This is a genomic window from Photobacterium sp. 1_MG-2023, from assembly GCF_030547945.1.
In the GTDB taxonomy this organism is placed as follows: domain Bacteria; phylum Pseudomonadota; class Gammaproteobacteria; order Enterobacterales; family Vibrionaceae; genus Photobacterium.
Genome location: NZ_JAUORR010000001.1, coordinates 292746 through 314230, shown reverse-complemented (window position 1 = coordinate 314230; position 21485 = coordinate 292746). Strand labels below are relative to the sequence as shown.

The window sequence follows — 21485 nt, the reverse complement described above, 5'->3', positions numbered from 1 at the left end:
GTCATTGTACGGGGGAAGAGGCGGTGCACAGGGCGTGCACCGCAAATAAAGTTGTAATTATGATTTAGGTTTCAGGTCAAGCACTTGCAGCAGACGCTCTGGTACACCAGCCCAGACCATTGGACGGCCGTTCGGGTGCTTCTCGTTCCACCAGCCCGTGAATCGGGTTGAGTTGTACTGGAACATGTCTGCACCAGACAGCACTGGAACGGTAATCTGGTTCTCTGCAATGATCTTCTGAATTTTGTGAGCCATCACCATCTGCTCTTTCTTGTCGGCTGTTTTATAGAAGCCGTCCAGCAGTTGGTCCAGTTCAGCATTCTTGAAGAAATGCATCGAGAAACGTGGGTTTCCTTCGCCTTGTAAACGGGAGTTGAAGCCACTGTTCCAGTACAGGTGCGGATCTGCACCGTGGAAGTAGTTGGTATAGGCAACATCGTACGAACCTTTCAGCATCGCTTCATTGTAAACTGCGAAGTCAGGTGTCCGTGCGTTGGCTTTGATACCGACATCCTGGAGCTGCTCAACAGCCAACTGAACCGTGTTGTTGAAATCAGTCCAGCCATTTGGCGACTGCACATCCAGTTCAATTTTCTTACCGCTGGGTGATTCCACAAAACCGTCACCGTCGAGGTCTTTAAAGCCCGCTTTTTTCAGCAGTGCTTTGGCACCATCAACGTTGTAGGTGTTGTATTGCTTGTACTGGTTATAAACCGCATTGTCAGACCAAGGCTTGAATGCGTCACCCAGACCGGAAGCATAGTGGTTGGGTGTGCCGTTGCCATAGAAGGCAATGTCAATAATGGTTTGACGGTCAATCGCCATGGAGAACGCACGACGGAACTCAATGTTGTTGATCGCTTCGTTGTTGCCTGCTTTCGGCGACTTGAAGTTCAGCATGAACGCCTGGGTGCCTGCTGCCGGATACCAGTATTTGTGATTCGGGTTGGCCGCCGCATAGGTGCTGTCGATATCCGGAATGAACGAAGACGTCCAGTCCAGTTCAGAGGCGATCACTTTGCTCAGCAACTGGTCGTTGTTTGCGATCTGTGGCATGCGGATACAATCGATATCGAGGTTCGCGTTATCCCAGTAATGCGGGTTACGGCACTGGATGTACAGCTGCGGGGTGAAGGTGTCGATTTCAGTGAACGGACCTGTACCGACAGGGTTTTCATTGGCGAAGGTTTCAGGCTCTTTCACCTTGCTCCAGATGTGCTCAGGCACGATGCTGACGAACGACATCTCATAAGGCACATTGGAGTTCGCTTCTGTCAGGTCGAAGGTAATTTTGTCGCCGTCAATTTTGACATTTTTCACCCACTTGATGATACCGCGCTGGTCCAATGCCGGATGCTTGCGCAGCATGTCATAGGTGAATGCCACGTCTTTGGCAGTGAACGGGGTGCCGTCAGACCATTTCACACCGTCACGAATCACATAAGTGACCTGCATCAGATCATCAGACATGTAAAAGTCTTTTGCCAGACGCATCACGGGATCATTGCCGTGCATTTGGTTGAAAACAGCCAATTGCTCGTAAATGAAGTCGGTGGTGGTACGAAGGTTGGTTTGCAGATAAGGGTTGAAGTTACGGACCAGAGTCGGATAGAAATCCGGCACAATGGTCAGTTCACTGCGCTCTGCACTCATGGCGGGTGCAGTCATTGCCGCGGCTGCAACAGCCAGAGCGGTCAGAGTTACCTTTGTTTTCTTTATGTTGGCAAGCATAGCTGTTCCTTACTCTTTGCTTTGTAGGGTTTCCGTTTCACTTAGGTCTCCTGCCTTCAATGGCGGAGCTGCTTATCCACTCTGTCGCGGCTGAGTAAAGCGACCGCAATTCAGATGGCCTGTGGACACTCAGTGCCTTAAGGAAACGATTTCAGACGATATTCGTCAATTCCATCGCTCGTTAAAAACGTCAAAACGACGATGCGTGCTGTCAAAACCGTAAAAATCGCGAGTGAGTTTACCTGCTCATGCAGGATGTTTCACGTCGGAATGGGGCTGAGATTGAATCTCATGTGAGCGCTTACTATGATTTTATGTCAGTTTTATGAATGGTTTAGGTGTCGATTCTTTTTCATTGTTTTCAGAAGGATGTTATCTGAATGCTTATTTTCAAACGGAAATTTTTTGTGAATATTTTGTTGTGATTGGCTTCTCATATCATGAAATTTATCACTACAGAAGGGGGTGCCAGAGGGAAAATGGCGTATTTTTGGCCGCTGTGCGGTGCGATTTTTACTGCTGAAACGCGCGACAAGGCGGCTTATTTTTTATCGGAAGAATTAAGTTTCCCGACAGATTTCAGACCAGGGTGCGGGCTTAAAATACAGGGATAGCGGTGGGGTTTCGGTTTGGGGTAGCGTGGAAGGCAGATCGTCTATTTACCGGATGTACGCGGGCATGAGGCTCAGAAACTCAGCGCTTGCCGTCCCTTGAGCTTGAGCTGGTCGTAAGAGAGATTAAGGGACTGCGTCGCTCATTCAGCCTTGTACCATCCGTTGAATCCGGTTTCGCATCTCAGTCATTTGCTCGCGCTCAGGGCTGGCTTTCGGGCAACGGGCCAGCACAAAATCCAGTGTACTGATCACGGTGCGCCAGCGGGGCGTTTTCGGTAACGTCTCGACATGCAGGTATTTGTCCAGCGTTCGGGTTTGCAGCGTACTGCGGTCCAGATAAACACGCCATAAACCGCTTTCTTCGGCCAGATCAAACTTGGTTTTCCCGGTTTGCGATTCCCAGACATGCAGGCTGGCTTTCATCACCTCGACCAGCAACTCACGAAGCTGATCGGCTTTATCCGGCTGACTGTGGTCCAACCGATCGGCCAGTTGACTGAATTCATCCCCCAGTGCCCGAAGTTGTTGCAGGCTGTGCTTGTCGCCATCTGCCGCAAAACCGGACAAGACATCCACGGCATTTTCCAACAGGGCGATGCGCTCTTCGGAGCTCGGTCCCTGACTGTCAAAGAGGAACATCTGGCTGAGCCCGGAAGCCTCCGGTAACTGAATCAGATCCGTTGCCAGTGTCAGATTCTCATCCTGAATTCTGTAGGTCAGTTCGCCACTGTAATGCCGGTTCTGCTCAATATGCTCGGGGAGCTGAGTCAACAGGATGTCCTGAATTGACAAGCGCTCCAGTTGTTCCGGGGAACGCAGAAACAGCTGTCCGGCAGCATGGTTGGCGTAGCGGATCCGTCCGTCATTGCGGACGCACAAAATGGCTTCGCTGGTGGTTTCAAGCAGACCCAGCAGGCGGGTTTGTGTGTCGAGTAAAGCGGCCTGTACGGCTTCCCGGTGCTGAATTTCCTGTTGCAGTGTGACATTTTCCTGCCGTTGTCGCTCCGCCTGAGCGGCCTGTAAATGTGCCCGGATCCGGGCGGTCAGTTCATCTTTGTGGAACGGCTTGCTCAGATAGTCGTTGGCACCATACTCAAAGCCTTTCACCCGGTCCTGCACCTGACCCAATGCTGACAGCATGATGACCGGCAGTTCAATCAGAGTAAACCGGGTGCGCAGTTGCTGACAGACTTCATAGCCGCTCATGCCGGGCATCATGACATCCAGCAGGATCAGATCCGGCTGATGGGTGTCCAGCAGTTGCAGGGCCTGAGGGCCGTTTTCTGCAGTAATGACCCTGAATCCGGACATCCGCAGGAAGCTGGTCACCACCTGAAGATTGACCGGCTCATCATCGACCACCAGCAGCAGTTCACCATCGGCCTGTTCAGGTAAATCCCCACCTTCAATGACATGGGGCTCCTGGCGCGGTGCCTGAAAATGGGTTTGAACAGTACATTGTTTGCTGCGGGCAATTTCGTCTGCTGTGGCGAGAGGTAACGTAAAGCTAAATGTCGTGCCGATCATCGGCTGGCTACTGACATACAAACTGCCGCCCATCAGCTCAATCAGCTGGCGTGTGATCGACAGTCCCAGCCCCGCACCCTGGCGGTAGTTCGGCGATCCGAGATTGGCCTGCACCAGCGGTTCAAAAATATGCTCAAGCTGCTCTGGCGGAATGCCTTGTCCGGTATCCACGACCTGAATCCGGACCTGATTTTCCAGAATGGTGGCAGACAGGATGATTTTGCCCTCTGTGGTGTACTTGATGGCATTGCCAACCAGATTATAGAGAATTTGTTCCAGCCGCTGTTCATCCGCCAGAACCAGCGGCAGATCCGGCTGAATCTGGTTGATGATCCGGACCGGCTTGTTATCCAGTAAATGGGAAGACAGCTCCAGAACGAGGCGGTTGGCAGCCGCCAGATCGACCGCATGGGGCTGAATATCCAGATCGCCGTACCGCATTTTATGGTAATCGAGCAGGTCATCGACCAGCCGGGTCAGGCGCTGGCCGCTGCTGATCATCATCTCCAGCTGACGGGCTTGTCCGGACTGGACTGGGCCATTGGCCCCTGCCATCAGGGCTTCAGCGATGCCCACCATGCCATGCAGCGGTGTCCGTAATTCATGGGAGGTGGTCGCCAGAAATTCATCTTTGAGCTTATCAGCGGTTTGCAGTTCGTCATTTTGCTGCTGGATCACCGCCAGATTTTGCTCCAGCTCTTTATTCTGTTCACGGATCAGGGTGATTTTTTCCCGGATCGAACGCTGCATCCGGGCAAAGCTGATCGCCAGACGGCCAATTTCATCCCGGCGATCGGTCGAGGTGATTTTCTGATCCAGATCGCCTGCTGAAACCTGCTCCGCAGCCCAGGTCAGTCGCAGCAGCGGCGCAGTAATATAGTTCGACAGCCAGTGCGCTGTCAGGGTCACGCCGATGACGGCAGCCAGAATGGCGAGGAGAAAAAATTCCTCCAATTGATGTATTCTGGAGAACGCTTCCTGCTCTGGCAGCTCAACGGCCAGTGCCCACTGATGGCCGAGGACATTAATGGGAGCATAAGCACTAAGCACCTGAATATCCTGATAATTGCGCAGGCTGCCCACACCCGCCTGTCCGGCCAGTGCCGCATCAATACTCTCACTGGATAACTGCATGGGAAGATCATTTTCCTTCGGCAAGCGCAGGCTGTGATCCGGGCCAACCAACAGAGTCCGGACTGATTGACTGCCTTCCCGGCTGTTGATCATCACTGAGGCAATGGCTTGGTTGTTCAGCTGGAAAAAAGCGTAACTGTGCAGGTAACCGTGCTGGATGACGGGTGCTGCAAACCAGGCTGTTTCGCCATCGTCGGTATGCTCTGCAGCAAAGTCGGTAAAGGCGACGGGTAACGGCTCGGATTCACGTTCACCGGTTTGCTGGCGTGCATGTTGTGATTGCCGGACCCGATATTGATACGTCAGGCTCTGGATACTCACAAAGGTTTCGTTCAGCGCCGGAAACTGCGCTTTAGACTCACTCAGATTCGCTGCAAACAGATTTTGATTCTGCGAGGTATAAACAACATTGCCGTCCAGATCGACCAGCAGGATATCCAGAAAATCGGAACGTTTCAGATACTCTTCATAGGCCCAGTGATAGCGCTTGTAGATCAGCCGGTAGCGTTCCTGAACGATATAGTCTGACGAGGTATTATCAACAGTACTTGTTAAGGGTTTGGTCGTCAGTATCTGGCTGTAATAATCGCCCCGGCTCGCCCCTTTACTGAGTCGGTTAATATCCCCCAGCTGGCGGAAGGCGCCGACCAGTCCGTAGAAACGCCCGCCACTGGCATTGGCCAGCTCAGAACTGACAAAGCTTTGTATTTCAGACTCTTTTGAGGCAAAAAATGCGCTGAGTTGCTGACTTTTGTTATCCCGAAGCGAAGCCAGATGGTTGGTACTCTGCTCTGCAAGGTCCCGGGTGTGGGAGTGGAGGAAAAACAGGGATGATACCGTCAGAGGGATCAGACTGAGCATGAGAAAAGCCAACATAAGGGTATGCTGAAGACGTTTAAAACGTGTGGTTTTCTGCATGTCTGACGGACCTAATAACCTGAAGATGACAAGACGGTCTGAGATGCAATCTGTTTTGACGATCCTCACGTCACCTGTACGACGGCCATGTGTGCGCAGTCGCAGGAAATTGCATCAGAATCCCCGGTTATACTGAGTTTTTTTTTACAATCAAGGAAGTCTTGGATGAAGCGTGTGCCAAGACACAATTTTGACGATCTTGACGGGGTGTGGGCTGAAAATGGCGGGATGTATCCCCTGCATGCAGTCAGTACAGCAGGGGATTCGGGTTATTTTTTCGCGTGATAAATTGAGAACTTATTGTTCTTCGCACGAATATTAACGGTGCCTAATGTACGTTCCAGTAACGGTGGATATTGCAGGAAGTTATTCGCGACGATCACCAGTTCTCCCTGAGCAGTCAGGTGAGCAGGTGACTGTTCAATAAACTGTTCTGTTGCGGCGTAGAATGTCTTCAGGCCAGCATGGAAGGGCGGGTTACTGATCAGGAAGTCGTATTGATCCGGCAGAGCAGCGTAGACATCCGTTGCCACAAAGTGACCTTCCAGGTGATTTTCACGGAAAGTTTCCCGGGCCGATGCAATGGCCAGCGCACTCACATCAGCCAGATCAATCCGGATGTCCGGATATCGTGTTTTCAGCACGGCGCCAATCACGCCCGCACCACAGCCGAAATCCAGCACGCGGCCGGTCAGATCCGGCAGGTTGTCGATCAGCAGTCGTGAGCCCTGATCGAACTCGCCATGGCTGAATACACCCGGCAGTGAGCGGATCGTCAGTGTATGTTCTCCGACGGTCAGCGGATAACTGCGGAACCAGTCATTCAGGTTGAAGGCCGGGGCTGTTTCCTGACACCGTCCCCAGTAGAAGCTACAGCGGCGGGCAGAATCGTATTTATTGAGCGGCCCATAGGGGGCGAACATTTTTTCGGCACTGCGCACACCACTGCGGTTTTCACCCACAATGCAGATTTCAGTGTCCTTGCCACAGTGTGACATCAGCATGGCCATCAGGTAGTCGGCTTCTGCTTTGGCTTTTGGCCAGTACAACAGCACCATGTCGATATCTTTGACATCATCCGCTGACAGTTCAGCGCCGAAGTGACTGCTGATCGCATCAAAGCGGTTCAGTGCCAGATGCTGACCGTAATGCGTGGTGAAGACTTGAACCTGTGCAGCAACCTTGGCTAATTCGACGGGATACAGATCGTCCAGTTCACCGGCGACCAGGACATGGCGATCGATGAAAAAGTCGGATTGGCGTGCAACGACCTGACTGGCCGCGCTGAAAGTTGCAGCATTGGAAGACATGATTGCCCCTGTGGGTGATTCTGATTTCGGGCGCGAATTGTTCCACAAAAGCGCCCGGATGGAAAGGTAGCCAGCTATTCAGTATCCTGCTTTTCCAGGAAATCTTTAAACTCCACTTCATAAAGTTTAAACAACACCAGCGTGACCGAAAAGATGATCGGTCCGTAGATCAGACCAATCAGGCCAAACAGGTGCAGGCCGCCCAGAATCGAGAAAAAGATCAGCAAGGTGTTCATCCCAGAATTGCCTTGCATCAGGAGCGGACGGACAAAGTTATCAATGGAGCCAACCACAATGATGCCCCAGGCGATGAGAAAAACTGCCCATTCCCACTGATCGACCAGCAACAGGTAGACAGAGGCTGGCAGCCAGATCAATGCGGTGCCAAAAACCGGAATAAAGGAGGCAAAGGCCATCATGGAGCCCCAGAACAAGCCCGGGAATCCGGCCAGCCACATGGCAAAGCCCCCCGCGACGCCTTGTGCCAGAGCCGTCAGAAACGATCCCATCACAGCCGATTTCGCCACTTTCTCGACTTCATCCAGCAAAGCATCTTCCTGACTGCGGGACAAGGGCACCACATGGCGCAGGGTGGTGACGATTTTGTCGTGGTCACGCAGCAGGAAGAAGAGCACGAACAGCATCAGCATGAAGCTGAGGATAAAGTTGGTTGCATCCCCCAGCAGTTTGGCACTGATATTGAGGAGCTGTGACCCCAGTTTCGACGCAGCGGACGCCAGCTTCTGAACGATCGACTGAATATCCAGACTCTCAAAAGGTGACCATTTATTGATGGTCTGTAATGCGGTTTGCGCATAAGGATGCGAGAGAATTTCTTTCGGACCCCCTTCGGTCAGCCAGGTGTAACTGTCTTTTGAAAAGGTTGAACCTTGCTGCACGATCGATGCAAAGACAATCAGCACCGGGATCACAATGATAAAGGTCAGAATGATGCAGGAAAGCATCGCAGAACGGTTCGGGCGGCCCAACTTGCCCTCGATTTTCGCATGCAGCGGGTAAAACAGCAGCGAGATGATAAAGGCCATCACGATCGGGCCGAGGTAGGGCTCAATCAGCCGGTAACTGGCGTAAGCCGCCAGCACGAGGGCAGCAACGAGCATCCAGTGTCGAGATTGGGGTTGAAAATTATTCACATGAAGGTCTTCCGTTCACCAAAGCAGGGGCAAATATCATTACACCGAGCAAAACCGACCGCAAGGTCACTGTTCTTTCAAAGTTGCTGATTGATTGAGGTTTTAGCGATACATCTCACTATTTTATAAAAATAGCAGCGGACCTTGAGATGCTCAGGGAATAAATGAATCTTTCCCCGGTTGATTTATTTTGCAGGCAATATTTAGCACGGTTGTTGATTTGTTGTGCTTTTTACCGGTGAAAAATGAAAATAAGATTGATTGTCGGCTTGTCGTATTTGATGGCATGGAGTGTTCAGGCGGAAGCGTTCTCTCCGTTTGTCGATAAGACAAGGAGAAATTTCGTTACCGGATGATTTTCGCAATACGATGTCACATTTAGGCTCATGGTATGTCCCTCAAGGTGATGCCAGTGGATTCCATGATGTTTACATGCCTGCCGATCAGGTGGCCCAGTATCGTGAAAGCGGTCAGTTTCCAGATGGTGCCGTGATTGTGAAAGAGTTACGCCATTCTGCCAGTGGTGCGTACACCACAGGGGCTGGTGTCTCGTATGCGACGGAGATGGTGAAGCAGACGTTTGTCATGATCAAAGACAGTCAGGGCCGCTTTAGCGATTCCGGTAACTGGGGCGAAGGTTGGGGCTGGGCTTTATTTAAAGTGGGCCAGAAGAAAAACGCTTCCATGAATTACATAACGGACTGCTTAGGTTGCCATATACCAGCGAAGCAGAATGATTACGTTTATACGGAAGGTTATCCGACATTACATGCCAAGTAGTCTTTCGGGATGTTTTGACAGGATGACAGAACCAAGCCAGACCCTGAAAGCGTCTGGCTTGGTTTTTTGTTACTTGGCTTCTTCAGCCAGCGTTGCAAAAGCGTATTCAGCCGCTTCAAGCGTTGCGTGAATTTCTTTCTCGCCGTGTGCCAGTGAGGTAAAGCAGGCTTCATAAGCGGACGGTGCAAGATAAACACCTTTTTCCAGCATCAGATTGAAGAAGCGCTTAAAGCGTTCCACATCGCAGCGTGCGACGTCCTGATAGTTGTGCACCTCGGCCTGATCGGTAAAGAAGAAACCGAACATGGCACCCACCTGATTCGTCACCAGCGGAATGCTGTACTTGTCAGCCAGAGCCTGGAAGCCTTCAGCCAGACGCTGTGTGGCCTGCGCCAGACGTTTCTCGTTGCCTTCCTGAGTCAGCACCGACAGACAAGCGTAACCTGCAGCCATGGCAACCGGGTTGCCAGACAGCGTTCCCGCCTGATACACCGGACCGGTTGGAGCGACATAGGCCATGACTTCACGACGGCCGCCGAATGCACCGACTGGCATACCGCCACCGATGATTTTACCCAGCGTGGTCAGATCCGGTTTCACATCGTAGTAAGCCTGTGCGCCGCCGTGGGCGACACGGAAGCCGGTCATCACTTCGTCCAGAATCAGCAATGCGCCGAATTCGTCACAAATGTCGCGCAGTCCCTGCAGGAAGCCCGGGACTGGCGGGATACAGTTCATGTTGCCCGCAACAGGCTCAACGATGATACAGGCGATCTGCTCTGGGTTTTCTGCAAAGGCAGCCCGAACGGAGTCCAGATCGTTAAAGGTGCAGGTCAGAGTATGTTTGGCGAAGTCTGCCGGAACCCCCGGAGAGCTTGGCTGACCCAGCGTCAGCGCACCTGAGCCGGCTTTCACCAGCAGGCAGTCTGCGTGACCGTGGTAGCAGCCTTCGAATTTGATGATTTTGTCCCGGCCGGTAAAACCACGCGCCAGACGAATCGCGCTCATGGTTGCTTCTGTGCCTGAGCTGACCATACGGACCATTTCCATGGACGGCACCAGACGGGAAACGAGCTCAGCCATGGTGATTTCCATCTCGGTCGGGGCGCCAAAGCTCAGACCCTGACGCGCAGCATCAATCACGGCATCACGAATTGCCACGTGATTATGGCCAAGGATCATCGGGCCCCATGAGCCGACGTAGTCGATATACGCTTTGCCATCGGCATCAAAAATGTAGGCACCGTCGGCACGATCGATAAATAGCGGATCACCGCCCACGCCAGCGAATGCGCGGACCGGAGAGTTCACACCGCCAGGAATGGTTTGTTGTGCTTTGGCAAATAGTTCAGCCGATTTGCTCATGATGATTTCCTGTAATCCTTGGTGAAGAAGGCGCTATTGTACGGAAATGCGTTTGGGTTGGCGAGCGTGCATTTCTTGTGGTGATACAGACAAAAAGCCCTCAATCATGGTCAATACTTGAACGCAGCAGTCAGGTATTAGATAATCGTGACAAAAGGTCAGATGGCCGAAGAATTTTGAATTGAGAGGTTGCTCATGAGCGATGCCAGTTTCCCGCTGAACTTTTCTGACGTTGCAGCGAACAAGGTAAAAACGCTGATAGCGGAAGAGGAAAACCCAAACCTGAAGCTGCGCGTGTACATCACGGGTGGCGGATGCAGTGGCTTCCAGTACGGTTTTACCTTTGACGAGAAAGTCAACGAAGGTGATATGACCATTGAGAACAGTGGTGTAACCCTGGTGGTTGACCCGATGAGTCTGCAGTATCTGATGGGTGGGACCGTCGATTATACCGAAGGTCTGGAAGGTTCCCGTTTCTTTGTCAATAACCCGAATGCCACCACCACGTGTGGCTGTGGCGCATCTTTCAGTGTGTAATTGATCGGGTCAACCGGATGACAAAAAAGCCGTCACTTTTCAGTGGCGGCTTTTTTTATCGTTTAACCTTGTGCCGGGAACAGGCTGGCGTTGGTATTCGCTGCCAGCAGATGCCTGAACTGTGTCAATTGGCCCAGACGTTCGTTGGCTTGCTGGATAAAGGCGGCTTTGGCCTTGCCACTCAGCGAGTCGGCCTGTGGAAGCGACACAGTTCTTGGGTTCTTGTGAACCCCGTTGACCAGGAACTCATAGTGCAGGTGCGCCCCCGTCACCCGGCCGCTGCTGCCCAGCTTACCTATCGTTTGTCCTTGCTTCACCCGCTGGCCGGTTTTCACCAAACGCTTGCTCAGATGCAGGTACTTGGTGATGTAGGTCGAGCTGTGGCGGATAAAGACATAGTTGCCGTTAAACTGGTTGTAGCCGGATTTCATGACGATGCCATCTCCGGCCGCCCAAATTGGGGTACCCACCGGTGCCACATAATCGGTGCCGCGGTGTGCTTTCACCTGCCCGGTAACCGGATGCAGGCGGCGCGGGTTGAAGTTGGAGCTGACGTAACGGAAGTTCACCGGTGACCGCAAGAAGGCTTTCTGCATTGCCCGTCCTTCCGGATCATAATATTTGCCATCTTTACTGTTGCGAATCGCCGTAAAGGTTTGTCCCAGGTTGGTGAAGGTTGCAGCCAGAATGTTGCCACGGCCAATGGGTTCGCCTTCCACGTAACGCTCTTCAAACAACACGGAGAAGGTATCGCCTTCGCGAATGTCCAGCGCAAAGTCGATGTCCCAGCCGAAGATGCCGGCGATTTCCATAATTTGGTTTCCGGTCAACCCGGCATCGGATGCTGCATTCCAGAAACTGGAGGTAATGACGGCCTGTGCAAAATTCAGTTGGGTATCAACGGATTTGACTTCTTTACGGGAATGAAAGGTGTCGCCCTTGCGGGTGATGAACAGGGTTTCGGTCGCATTCACCGGCTGGATTAACTGAACCAGATCTTTATTTTCATCCAGCCCGAAACGGAGTTTATCGCCGGGGCGCAGGGTGATCAGCGACTTGGTGCCTTCATCGGCATTGATCAGCCGATAGAGCGTGGCCGGGCTGAGGCCGACTTTGTCGAAGACCAGGGCCAGACTTTCACCCGGCTCAATGACATGTTCCGTCCAGGCCAGTGGTGGCGGCAGTAAAGGAGGCGTTACCCCGCTGGCCTGAAGTTGCGGGCCGTTTATGCTCAGTTCAAGCGGATAGGACTTGCCGATTTGGAACTTTCGCTCGGGCTGCGCCATTGCCTCGGGTTCCGGCAGCAGCATCAGAAGTACCGTCACTGCACTAATCAGGGTGATGAGAATCTGGTGCATCCGTGGCAACCGGGAAAATTTTGATATTAGCATGTGATGGTTTTGATGTTGTTTTTGCGAATCAGTGAAAAATAAGACAAGCCTAAGTCTAACTGGTTTCAAAAAACATCGCTATTCAAGTAAGATTGCCCTTTATCATATTTATGCCAATTTTGTGGGAGTGAACAAGAATGGCCAGCATTGAGCAAGCGTTAGCGGAAATTAAGCGCGGGGTCGACGAACTGATCCCGGAAGAAGAGTTGATTGCCAAACTGAAAGAAAACCGCCCTCTGCGTATTAAACTGGGTGCGGATCCAACGGCGCCGGACATTCATCTGGGCCACACGGTGATCCTGAACAAGCTGCGCACGTTCCAGGAACTGGGTCATGAAGTGACTTTCCTGATTGGTGACTTTACCGGCATGGTGGGTGACCCGACCGGTAAAAACACCACGCGTCCGCCGCTGACCCGTGAAGATGTGCTGCGCAATGCTGAAACCTATAAAGAGCAGGTATTCAAAATCCTGGATCCGGCTAAAACTAAAATTGAGTTCAACTCCTCCTGGCTGTCGGAACTGGGTGCTGAAGGCATGATTCGCCTGGCCGCCAGTCAAACTGTTGCCCGGATGCTGGAGCGCGACGACTTCAAAAAGCGTTATAACGAAGGTCGTCCTATCGCCATTCATGAATTTATGTACCCGCTGCTGCAAGGCTACGATTCTGTGGCAATGAAAACAGACGTTGAGCTGGGCGGTACGGATCAGAAGTTCAACCTGCTGATCGGTCGTGAGCTGCAAAAAGCGGAAGGTCAGAAGCCGCAGGTTGTGCTGACGATGCCACTGCTGGTGGGTCTGGACGGTGTGAAGAAGATGTCCAAGTCAGCCCACAACTATATTGGCATTACAGAAGCGCCGAACGAAATGTTCGGTAAGATCATGTCGATTTCTGATGATCTGATGTGGAACTATTACGAACTCCTGTCTTTCCGTCCGCTGGAAGCGATTGAGCAACTGAAGCAGGAAATTGCTGATGGCCGGAACCCGCGTGATGTAAAAATTCTGCTGGCAAAAGAAATCATTGCCCGTTTCCACTCTGAGGCGGACGCTGAAGCAGCCGAGCAGGATTTCATCAATCGTTTCCAGAAAGGCGCGATGCCGGATGAAATGCCTGAATTCGAATTTGAAGCGGGCGTGGCGATCGCCAACCTGCTGAAAGATGCGGATCTGGTGAATTCAACGTCTGATGCACTGCGGATGATCCGTCAGGGTGCCGTGAAAATCGACGGTGAAAAAGTAGAGGACACCAAGCTGGAATTGTCTGCTGGTACTGCGGTATACCAGGTCGGCAAGCGTAAGTTTGCCCGGATCACCCTGAAATAAGTTCATGATGTTTAAGGAAAAGGCGCCGAATGGCGCCTTTTTTGTCCCATTCAGGCAAGCGCCGTTGCAGGTGTGTTTTCCTCCGCAACCTGAGATTGAAGCAAGCCAGCCACCCGCTGGCCGAGATGCGCCGCTGTTTTGAGATCGGCTTCACTGAGTTCACCGTTTGGTGTGTGGCCGCTTGCGCCGAGCTGGCGACCCATCGGATTGATTCGTTTATCATCATAGCCGTAAGGCATGTCCATCCCAACCCACAGCATCCCGTGCTGCATCGCAAGAATCATGAGGTAATTCAGGGTACTGTCCTGTTCGCCCCCCTGACTGCCACCGACAGTAAAACCGGCGGCCAGTTTATTGCGCCACCCCTGTCCGCTCCAGCTGTCGCTGCTGGCATCTGCAAACGCTTTAAACTGAGCGGCAGGGCCACCCATATAAGTCGGCGTGCCAAAGAGAATGGCGTCTGCCTGTTGCAGGCTGGCAAACAGAGCCGGATCGTTAAAACGGCCCTGCTGAATGGCGTCCCCGGAAATCCGGTAGCTGACCACCTGGATGTCGGCTTGGGTTTGGGCTCCCCGGGTGATGGCTTCAGCCATCTGGTGGGTTGCACCAGTGCCGGAATAGTAAATCAAAGCAATGGTTTTCATGCGGTGTTCCTTAATTGTTCTTCATGTGTGGCCTGTTTCATCTGAATCGCGGCCAGATACTCATTGAATGAAAAAGTCTGATACAGGCGGCTGCAACTGTAGGTCAGCTTGATCGTGTGGTCGTCTGACAGCGAAGTCACGGCGTCAAACCAGCGATCCCACTCAGGTTGGATATCTGCCACAGATTCTGTCGGGAGAGGCTTCATGGTTTCCGCTGAACAGAAAGCGGCGACATAAGCCTGCCAGTAACAGGCCAGTGCCTGCCGGCGATCAGCGATATAGGGCATGAGCTGCAACAAAGCATCAAAGCCGGTGACTCCGTGCAGCAGGGTAAAGTCCCCGCTCGCCAGATAGGCACGAATGATCAACCGGGCCATCTCGTTTTCATTCAGAGATTCCGGCACTGCCGCCAGCAACTGATAATCCGGATGTGCGATCACTTCGCCAATGCGTTCGGTGATGATCCACGGCTGTATCTGGACATCACGGAAAGACTGATACGCCGCGGTCAGCTGTTCATCGGGCTGATAACGGTCTGTGAAGGTTAACGGTCCTAACGACTGGTATTCACTGGCCCAGTAGGCCAGTGCGATGGCAATTTCATCGTTATTGTCAGCTTCCAGCGCGTAACTGAGGCGAATCAAGGCATGAAAGGCACTGGCGGCAAGTCCGGGCAGTAAGATCGGCAACCATTCCCGCAGGACGGTATCCACATCGTGGAGGGCAATCTGCTGACGAAACTGCTGGAGAAAGGCCGGGAAACTGTCGCGATCCGCCAGTGCTGGCGTTGCGTGCCGGGTTGGGATCGTCTGACGGAGCGGCCGTAAGTTCGGCGCATAGGCCTGATAAAAATGGTCCAGCTGGTGTGGACTGGCACCGCAGCGAGCCAATGCGATCAGTGCCATGGGTAAATGATTCGACAGGTCCGGTCCGTAAATAGGATCGAACTGTAGCCCTTGCTCAATCAGGGTCAGGCATTCGGCGTGAATGGGGGAATACATATTCAGAGCTCCTTTCGTGTCGGTTTACCGGGAATAATCATTGCGCTGTGATGGTTCGTCACTCAGGTACTGCGTGAACTCCCACTCGATCCCATCCCGATCAAAAAAGTAAATCCGCGTGCGCCAGGGATGGCGGGTCTCCAGGTCATTTTCCCGGTATCCGGCACGAAGTAACCGGTCGCGCACCTGTGCCACATCGTCGACGACCAGACCAATATGGTTGATCCCCAGATCCCGGTAGGGGGTGCGATCGATCGCATCGCGTTCAATCACCTCCTGCAGCGCCAGATAAGTTTCATCCGTGCCGATATGGCACCAGCGGTACATTTGGTGCTGCCCCAGATGACGGGCGGTAAATTCCGGGATCGCGGTTTGCAGAAATTGGATCGTGTTTTCCAGATGACGGACGGTGAGATTGGCATGTTCAACGTAGGGTTTCATGGTGCCTCCTGGCTTGTGTGACGCTCTTGTTAGTAAAGTATTTTGTTTATATATTAGTATGAAACCTGATTAAGTAAAGTTTTTTGTTTATTTAATGATGGCGTGACTTTCTCATCCGTTTGATTGGGTATAGCATGGAGTCCGCTTACAGAATCTTTGGAGAATGGCATGGAGCATCTGGTACAGGACTTGGCGCCACTGATGCAGGAATACGGCTATGCAGTGCTGGCACTGGCCATCGCGATTGAAGGGCTGGGGATCCCGGCGCCCGGTCAGTCTCTGCTGATTGTCGCCAGTTATTTGTCGGTGAGTGGCACGTTTTCATTGCCGTCTGTGTTACTGGTGGCCGGTGCGGCCAGCTGGCTGGGGAATACGGCCGGTTACCTGGTGGGATCGAAATTTTCTCATGTCGTAGAACAACGGGGATGGCTCAAACCCGCGTCAGTCGAGAAGGTGTACCGCTTTATCGACAAGTACGGTGTCATGGGGTTGATTCTCAGCCGGTTTCTTGAAGGGCTGAAGCAATTGATGTGTCTGGGATGTGGCATGGCGCAGATGCCGAAGCATCACTTTCTGGTTGGCAATACACTGGCGGTCGGGATCTGGCTGACGGTGTTCGGGATGGGACCTGCGTATTTTCATGATGAAATCGGGCAGATTGGCTTATTGTACCAGCGGTATCAGCATGAATTCTGGGCTGTAGCCGTTTTTGCAGGACTGGCGCTGTGCTGGTGGGTGGTGCGCAGACGCCGTCCTGCAAATTAAATCAGGAGGATGAAGAGTTTCGCAGCGAGAAGGTTGGCAGGGACAAGTGCCAGCGGATTGCTGCCAGACGGATCGACAAGGTGGTTGCGATACCGCCCAGACTCGCAACGGCGGTGTCCAGCCCGAAGTGCAGACCCAGCGTGTGGACGATGCCTCCCAGAATACAAGCCGTGGCATAGACTTCAGTCCGCAGGACCATCGGGACTTCACGGGCCAGCACGTCCCGGATCACCCCGCCGCCACAACCGGTGATCACGCCCATAATCACGGCCACCATCGGCGAAGCGCCAAAACGGAGGGCTTTTTCCACACCAATGGCAACAAAGACCGCCAAACCAATGGCATCGGCAACCGGCAGGAAGTACCAGGGTATTTTTCGTGGATTCTGAATCGCCAGCATGGCCAGCAGGCAGGTGCCGAAAATTACCCAGAGATAGGTGGTATCCGTGATCCAGAACACGGGCGTTGCCCCCAGCGCCATATCGCGGATTGTGCCGCCGCCAATGGCTGTCACACAGGCCAGCACCACGACCCCAAACGGGTCCATTCTCAACCGGCCCGCCAGTAAAATGCCGGAAATGGCAAATACAGCGGTGCCAAACATATCAAGCGTGTAAATCAGCATAGGGTTCCTGCATAGAGCCAGTCATGACTGACCGCGATATCTGGCTGAACTGATCACGGTCAAAAGCGGCTGAAATTGTACGGTGAAATGTAAGACTGACAACAGATTGCGCTGGCTTTGTGAACTCATTCACACCCTATTTGCTTGTCTGCTTGCGCACTTCATCGAGTTGCTTACAGATAATTTCCGCAGCTTTTAGTGCGCGGGGCGTCGGGCGATTAAGCCAGTCAGCCTGAACCTGATAGAGATGTTGATGTTTCACTGCCGGTAATTGTTCCTGCCAGGGCTGCCACAAACTGAACACGCTCTGATCCGGACCGCCGTGGCCGAAGGTGGCAAAAAGCGCCTGCGGCTGACGTACCAGCACCTGTTCTCTGGAAATCTGAGGATAAGCCACCGGGCTGTCGGCAAAAATATTCTGCCCGCCGCAAAGGCTGAATACCTGACTGGGCCAGCTGTCCCCCGACATTGACATGAGTGGCGAGTGGCCGAGCTGGTAGAAGTAACGGACGGGGGATTTCTGCCCGTATTCAGCGGCCAGTCTGGATTGGATCTGACGAAAATCTGCCGCAGCTTTGCGGGCCACAGCTGGATCGTCGGCAAACTGACCCAGTGCGTCCAGACTGTCTGCAATGGCATCCAGGCTGGTGGGGTGAGAGTAAAAAATCTCAATTCCGAGCTCTGTCAGTTTGGCCATTTCACGGGGAGGGTTCCCGCCTTGCCAGGCCAGCACCAGATCCGGTTTCAGTGCGAGAATACGCTCAAGTTTGAGCCCCCGGTGATTGGCGACCCGTTCCAGCGCCAGAGCGGCAGGCGGATAATCACTGTAATCACTGGCGGCCACCAGTTTGTCGCCCAATCCTGCAGCATAGGCCAGCTCCGTGGTGTGCGGTGCCAGACTGATGATACGTTGCGGTTTGGCTGAGGTCGCTTGTGCCAGTGTTGAAGCCAGACACAGGAGGAGCAGCAGAGCACGAACAGGCTTCACAGCAGGCTCCCCATCAGAAACATGAACAGACTCTGCATCATGACCCAGCTCCAGAGACGTTGCTGAAGCAGCCGATCGATTTGCGACAGATGTAATGCAGCCGGGGCAATCCGGCCACCCAGCCGCGGGCGCTCCATTTTATTGCTGTCATAGACGGCCGGCCCCCCCAAGGCTAACTGAAGCTTGTGTCCGGTCGCAGTCAGCAGCCAGCCCGGTCCGGGCAGTTGCCAGTTTTCCCCCTGTTCGCGGATGCCGCGAAAGGCCTCCCGGCTGTTCTGTCCCAGGCTGATTACCACGGCCAGTAAGCGCAGCGGGATAATATCCAGCGTCGCCAGAATCCGGATGGCAGGTAATCCAAAATATTGGAACTGGCTGCGGCTGGGCGACCAGCAGCGGGCCAGACTCACGGCAAGCCGATACAATATAGCGCCGAATCCACCGGCAATGGCATACCAGAACAGCACGCCGGCCACCTGTCGTCCGTAACTGAGCAACTGGGTTTCCGCGCAGGCTTTGCCCAGTCCCAGCAGGGATAAGTTGTCGGTTTTCCGGTTGAGGGCCAGCGCAAGCAATTCGCGGCAACTTTGCTTATCTTCCCGGCCGTACGCCTGAATAAACTGGTGGCTGAAGGTCCGGCTTTCTTTCCAGCCCAGCGCCAGCCAGAGCAGCACCAGGTGAAACAGGCTGTCGAACCAGACCAGCTGATAAAACGCAACCAGCAACACCAGCACGGTCAGCCACATCAGCGACCAGGCCAGCAGGCCGGAGAGAATCCGCTGTCTTGGGGTATCGGTGTTCTGATTGACGCGGAGAGCGATCTGAATTGCCAGTTGCTGCCAGGTGTGCAGGGGATGAAAGCTGGCCGGGACAGGCAGTAGCCAGTGTAATGCCAGCGCTCCCCACATGGCGAGCAGGGTCGGATGCTGATTGAGGAGCGCAAGCAAGTCGTTCATTACGCGTTCAGCAGTGCTGCCATTTTCACCACCATGGCTGAAGAGCTTTTCGCAGCCAGCGGCAGGAATTCTTCGAAACTCATTGGGGATTCTTTATCAGCGACATCGGAAATGGCACGGACGACCACGAATGGCACATTGAACTGATGACAGGCCTGCGCGATCGCCGCGGCTTCCATTTCAACAGCAACCACTTGCGGGAAGTGAGTGCGGATGCGTTCCTGTTGCGCAGCGCTGCAGACAAAGGCATCGCCGGTACAAATCAGGCCGCGTACGGCGTGTGTGGACGCATCGAGCTGAGCCAGTGCCTGTTCAGCAGTTTGCATGAGTTTTTCGTCGGACAGAAAAGCCGCAGGCTGTTGCGCCATCTGGCCGATTTCATAACCAAATGCGGTCACATCGGCATCGTGATAACGCACTTCGGTTGAGATCACGACATCACCAACGTTCAGGCTGCTGTCGAAACCACCGGCAGAACCTGTATTCAGCACGACATCCGGCTCAAAGATTTCCAGCAGCACTGCAGTCCCGACAGCCGCTGCCACTTTACCAATGCCAGATTGCAGCAGGACAACGTCCGCACCGTTCAGGGTGCCGGTATAAAAAGTACAGCCGCCTTTTTTCAGCGTTTCACAATGGTCCAGCTGATCTTTCAGGATGGCAACTTCCTGCTCCATTGCGCCGATAATGCCGATTTTCATTGATGTGATCTCTCGTTAAATTAAACCGCACTGGGGCGGCGAATGGGGGAGATTGTAGCAATGCCTGCCAGCAGAGAAAAGGCGACTGGGAAGGAGAATCCCTGAAGGACGAAAATAAAAAAGCGAGCGGAAGACCGCTCGCTCGACTCGATGATGGACAGCCTTAGAGGCCGAGGAAATCGAGGATCCCATCCGCAGCACGGCGACCTTCATCAATGGCGGTGACGACCAGATCCGAACCGCGCACCGCATCACCACCGGCAAAGATCTTGGCATTGGTGGTCTGGAAAGCGTGGCTGCCGCTGGTTTTGATCCGGCCCCATTGATCCAGTGCGACGTCGAAGCTTTCCAGCCATGGCATGGCATGTGGCTGGAAACCAAAGGCCATGATCACCGCATCTGCTTCCAGCACATGTTCACTGCCTGCAACCGGCTCAGGGCGGCGACGTCCGGCTTCATCCGGTTCGCCCAGTGCAGTTTTCACCACTTTCACGCCCGTGACCTGACCGTTGCTGTTCACTTCAATGCCCAGCGGTTGCAGGTTGAACATGAAGTTCACGCCTTCCTCGCGGGCATTTTTCACCTCACGGCGTGAACCTGGCATGTTGGCTTCATCGCGGCGATAGGCACAAATGACATGGCTGGCACCCTGACGGACGGAGGTCCGGACACAGTCCATGGCGGTATCCCCGCCCCCCAGCACGACGACGCGCTGACCGGCCATATCGATATATTCCGGTGCGTTCTGGTCCAGATTCATCACCCGGTAGGTGTTGGAAATCAGGAACGGCAGGGCATCGTAAACACCTGTCGCATCTTCGTTTTCCAGTCCGGCACGCATGTATTTGTAGGTGCCGACCCCCAGGAATACGGCATCGTATTCATCAATCAGATCCTGCAACTGAACATCGGTGCCGACTTCGGTATTGAGGCGGAAATCAACGCCCATCTCCGTAAACACACGGCGGCGGTTGATCATGACCTCTTTTTCCAGTTTGAACGACGGAATACCAAAGGTCAGCAGGCCGCCGATTTCCGGGTAGCGATCAAAGACCACAGGTTTGACGCCATTTCGGACCAGAATATCGGCGCAGGACAGTCCGGCAGGACCCGCGCCGATGATGGCGACTTTTTTGTCGGTCCACTCAACGCCGGACATATCCGGTTTCCAGCCCATTTCGAAGGCTTTGTCTGTGATGTACTTTTCGACATTCCCGATGGTGACGGCACCAAAGTCGTCATTCAGGGTACAGGACCCTTCGCACAGACGGTCCTGAGGACACACCCGGCCACAGACTTCCGGCAGGGTGTTGGTCTGATGCGACAATTCAACCGCTTCGAGAATCCGGCCCTCATTGGCCAGTTTCAGCCACTGCGGAATGTAGTTGTGCACCGGGCACTTCCATTCACAGTATGGATTACCACAGTCAAGACAGCGGTCAGACTGAGCGCTGGCCTGCTGCTGCGTGAAAGGTTCGTAAATCTCAACGAATTCGATTTTACGGACTTCAATCGGCTTCTTTGGCGGATCAACACGCTCAACATCGATAAATTGGTAAATGTTCTGACTCATTGGATTCC

The 21485-nt window shown here is 53.4% G+C and carries 18 protein-coding genes; 4 read left to right on the top strand and 14 right to left on the bottom strand.

Features of this window, described 5'->3' with window-relative positions:
• Window positions 1–57: 57 nt before the first annotated feature.
• The 4 genes from Q4579_RS01325 to Q4579_RS01310 form a co-directional block, all read right to left on the bottom strand.
• On the bottom strand, window positions 58–1731 hold the full coding sequence (locus Q4579_RS01325; RefSeq protein ID WP_303561025.1) for an ABC transporter substrate-binding protein: 1674 nt from the start codon (window positions 1729–1731) through the stop codon (window positions 58–60).
• 758 nt (window positions 1732–2489) lie between these two features.
• A complete protein-coding gene (locus Q4579_RS01320; RefSeq protein WP_303561023.1) occupies window positions 2490–5924 on the bottom strand; it encodes a response regulator in 3435 nt (1144 codons plus the stop codon).
• Window positions 5925–6193: 269 nt separating this feature from the next.
• Window positions 6194–7234 (bottom strand): 16S rRNA (guanine(1207)-N(2))-methyltransferase RsmC, encoded by a 1041-nt coding sequence (gene rsmC, locus Q4579_RS01315; RefSeq protein WP_303561020.1) that lies wholly within the window; start codon window positions 7232–7234, stop codon window positions 6194–6196.
• Between the two features lie 74 nt (window positions 7235–7308).
• On the bottom strand, window positions 7309–8388 hold the full coding sequence (locus tag Q4579_RS01310; protein ID WP_303561018.1) for an AI-2E family transporter: 1080 nt from the start codon (window positions 8386–8388) through the stop codon (window positions 7309–7311).
• A 318-nt stretch (window positions 8389–8706) separates the two neighbouring features.
• On the opposite strand from Q4579_RS01310, the gene Q4579_RS01305 reads away from it, so the two are divergent.
• The gene (locus tag Q4579_RS01305) at window positions 8707–9168 is read left to right on the top strand and encodes a cytochrome P460 family protein (protein WP_303561017.1); all 462 of its coding nucleotides are present in this window, start codon (window positions 8707–8709) and stop codon (window positions 9166–9168) included.
• Between the two features lie 69 nt (window positions 9169–9237).
• Here Q4579_RS01305 and hemL read toward each other — a convergent pair whose 3' ends face one another.
• The gene (hemL, locus tag Q4579_RS01300; protein ID WP_303561015.1) at window positions 9238–10533 is read right to left on the bottom strand and encodes a glutamate-1-semialdehyde 2,1-aminomutase; all 1296 of its coding nucleotides are present in this window, start codon (window positions 10531–10533) and stop codon (window positions 9238–9240) included.
• Between the two features lie 195 nt (window positions 10534–10728).
• Here hemL and erpA point away from each other — a divergent pair, with 195 nt between their 5' ends.
• Window positions 10729–11070 carry an iron-sulfur cluster insertion protein ErpA gene (erpA, locus tag Q4579_RS01295; protein ID WP_211647137.1) on the top strand — a complete coding sequence of 114 codons (342 nt, stop codon included), beginning with the start codon at window positions 10729–10731 and terminating at the stop codon, window positions 11068–11070.
• A gap of 62 nt (window positions 11071–11132) precedes the next feature.
• Here erpA and Q4579_RS01290 read toward each other — a convergent pair whose 3' ends face one another.
• Window positions 11133–12461, bottom strand: a complete 1329-nt coding sequence (locus Q4579_RS01290; RefSeq protein ID WP_303561013.1) for a peptidoglycan DD-metalloendopeptidase family protein — start codon at window positions 12459–12461, stop codon at window positions 11133–11135.
• 137 nt (window positions 12462–12598) lie between these two features.
• On the opposite strand from Q4579_RS01290, the gene tyrS reads away from it, so the two are divergent.
• A complete protein-coding gene (gene tyrS / locus Q4579_RS01285; protein ID WP_303561011.1) occupies window positions 12599–13786 on the top strand; it encodes a tyrosine--tRNA ligase in 1188 nt (395 codons plus the stop codon).
• Between the two features lie 50 nt (window positions 13787–13836).
• Here tyrS and Q4579_RS01280 read toward each other — a convergent pair whose 3' ends face one another.
• The 3 genes from Q4579_RS01280 to Q4579_RS01270 are packed head-to-tail and all read right to left on the bottom strand — an operon-like array spanning window position 13837 to window position 15872.
• Entirely contained in the window at window positions 13837–14430 is a 594-nt protein-coding gene (locus Q4579_RS01280; RefSeq protein WP_303561010.1) for a flavodoxin family protein, read from the bottom strand.
• Window positions 14427–15431 carry a questin oxidase family protein gene (locus tag Q4579_RS01275; protein ID WP_303561008.1) on the bottom strand — a complete coding sequence of 335 codons (1005 nt, stop codon included), beginning with the start codon at window positions 15429–15431 and terminating at the stop codon, window positions 14427–14429. Before Q4579_RS01275 ends, Q4579_RS01280 begins: the two co-directional genes overlap by 4 nt.
• A 24-nt stretch (window positions 15432–15455) precedes the next feature.
• The gene (locus tag Q4579_RS01270) at window positions 15456–15872 is read right to left on the bottom strand and encodes a VOC family protein (protein ID WP_303561006.1); all 417 of its coding nucleotides are present in this window, start codon (window positions 15870–15872) and stop codon (window positions 15456–15458) included.
• A gap of 168 nt (window positions 15873–16040) precedes the next feature.
• Between Q4579_RS01270 and Q4579_RS01265 the strand changes: the two genes are divergently transcribed.
• A complete protein-coding gene (locus tag Q4579_RS01265; RefSeq protein ID WP_303561005.1) occupies window positions 16041–16637 on the top strand; it encodes a DedA family protein in 597 nt (198 codons plus the stop codon).
• Between the two features lies 1 nt (window position 16638).
• Here Q4579_RS01265 and Q4579_RS01260 read toward each other — a convergent pair whose 3' ends face one another.
• The 5 genes from Q4579_RS01260 to Q4579_RS01240 all read right to left on the bottom strand — a co-directional run bounded on the left by Q4579_RS01260 (window position 16639) and on the right by Q4579_RS01240 (window position 21477).
• Window positions 16639–17262 (bottom strand): TRIC cation channel family protein, encoded by a 624-nt coding sequence (locus Q4579_RS01260; RefSeq protein ID WP_303561004.1) that lies wholly within the window; start codon window positions 17260–17262, stop codon window positions 16639–16641.
• A gap of 136 nt (window positions 17263–17398) precedes the next feature.
• A complete protein-coding gene (btuF, locus tag Q4579_RS01255) occupies window positions 17399–18250 on the bottom strand; it encodes a vitamin B12 ABC transporter substrate-binding protein BtuF (RefSeq protein ID WP_303561002.1) in 852 nt (283 codons plus the stop codon).
• Window positions 18247–19203: a cobalamin biosynthesis family protein gene (locus tag Q4579_RS01250; protein WP_303561000.1), complete on the bottom strand. Its 957-nt coding sequence runs from the start codon at window positions 19201–19203 to the stop codon at window positions 18247–18249. The genes btuF and Q4579_RS01250 overlap by 4 nt, the downstream gene beginning before the upstream one ends.
• Window positions 19203–19904: a 5'-methylthioadenosine/S-adenosylhomocysteine nucleosidase gene (mtnN, locus tag Q4579_RS01245; RefSeq protein WP_303560998.1), complete on the bottom strand. Its 702-nt coding sequence runs from the start codon at window positions 19902–19904 to the stop codon at window positions 19203–19205. The genes Q4579_RS01250 and mtnN overlap by 1 nt, the downstream gene beginning before the upstream one ends.
• Before the next feature lie 163 nt (window positions 19905–20067).
• The gene (locus Q4579_RS01240; protein WP_303560996.1) at window positions 20068–21477 is read right to left on the bottom strand and encodes an FAD-dependent oxidoreductase; all 1410 of its coding nucleotides are present in this window, start codon (window positions 21475–21477) and stop codon (window positions 20068–20070) included.
• Between the last annotated feature and the right edge of the window lie 8 nt (window positions 21478–21485).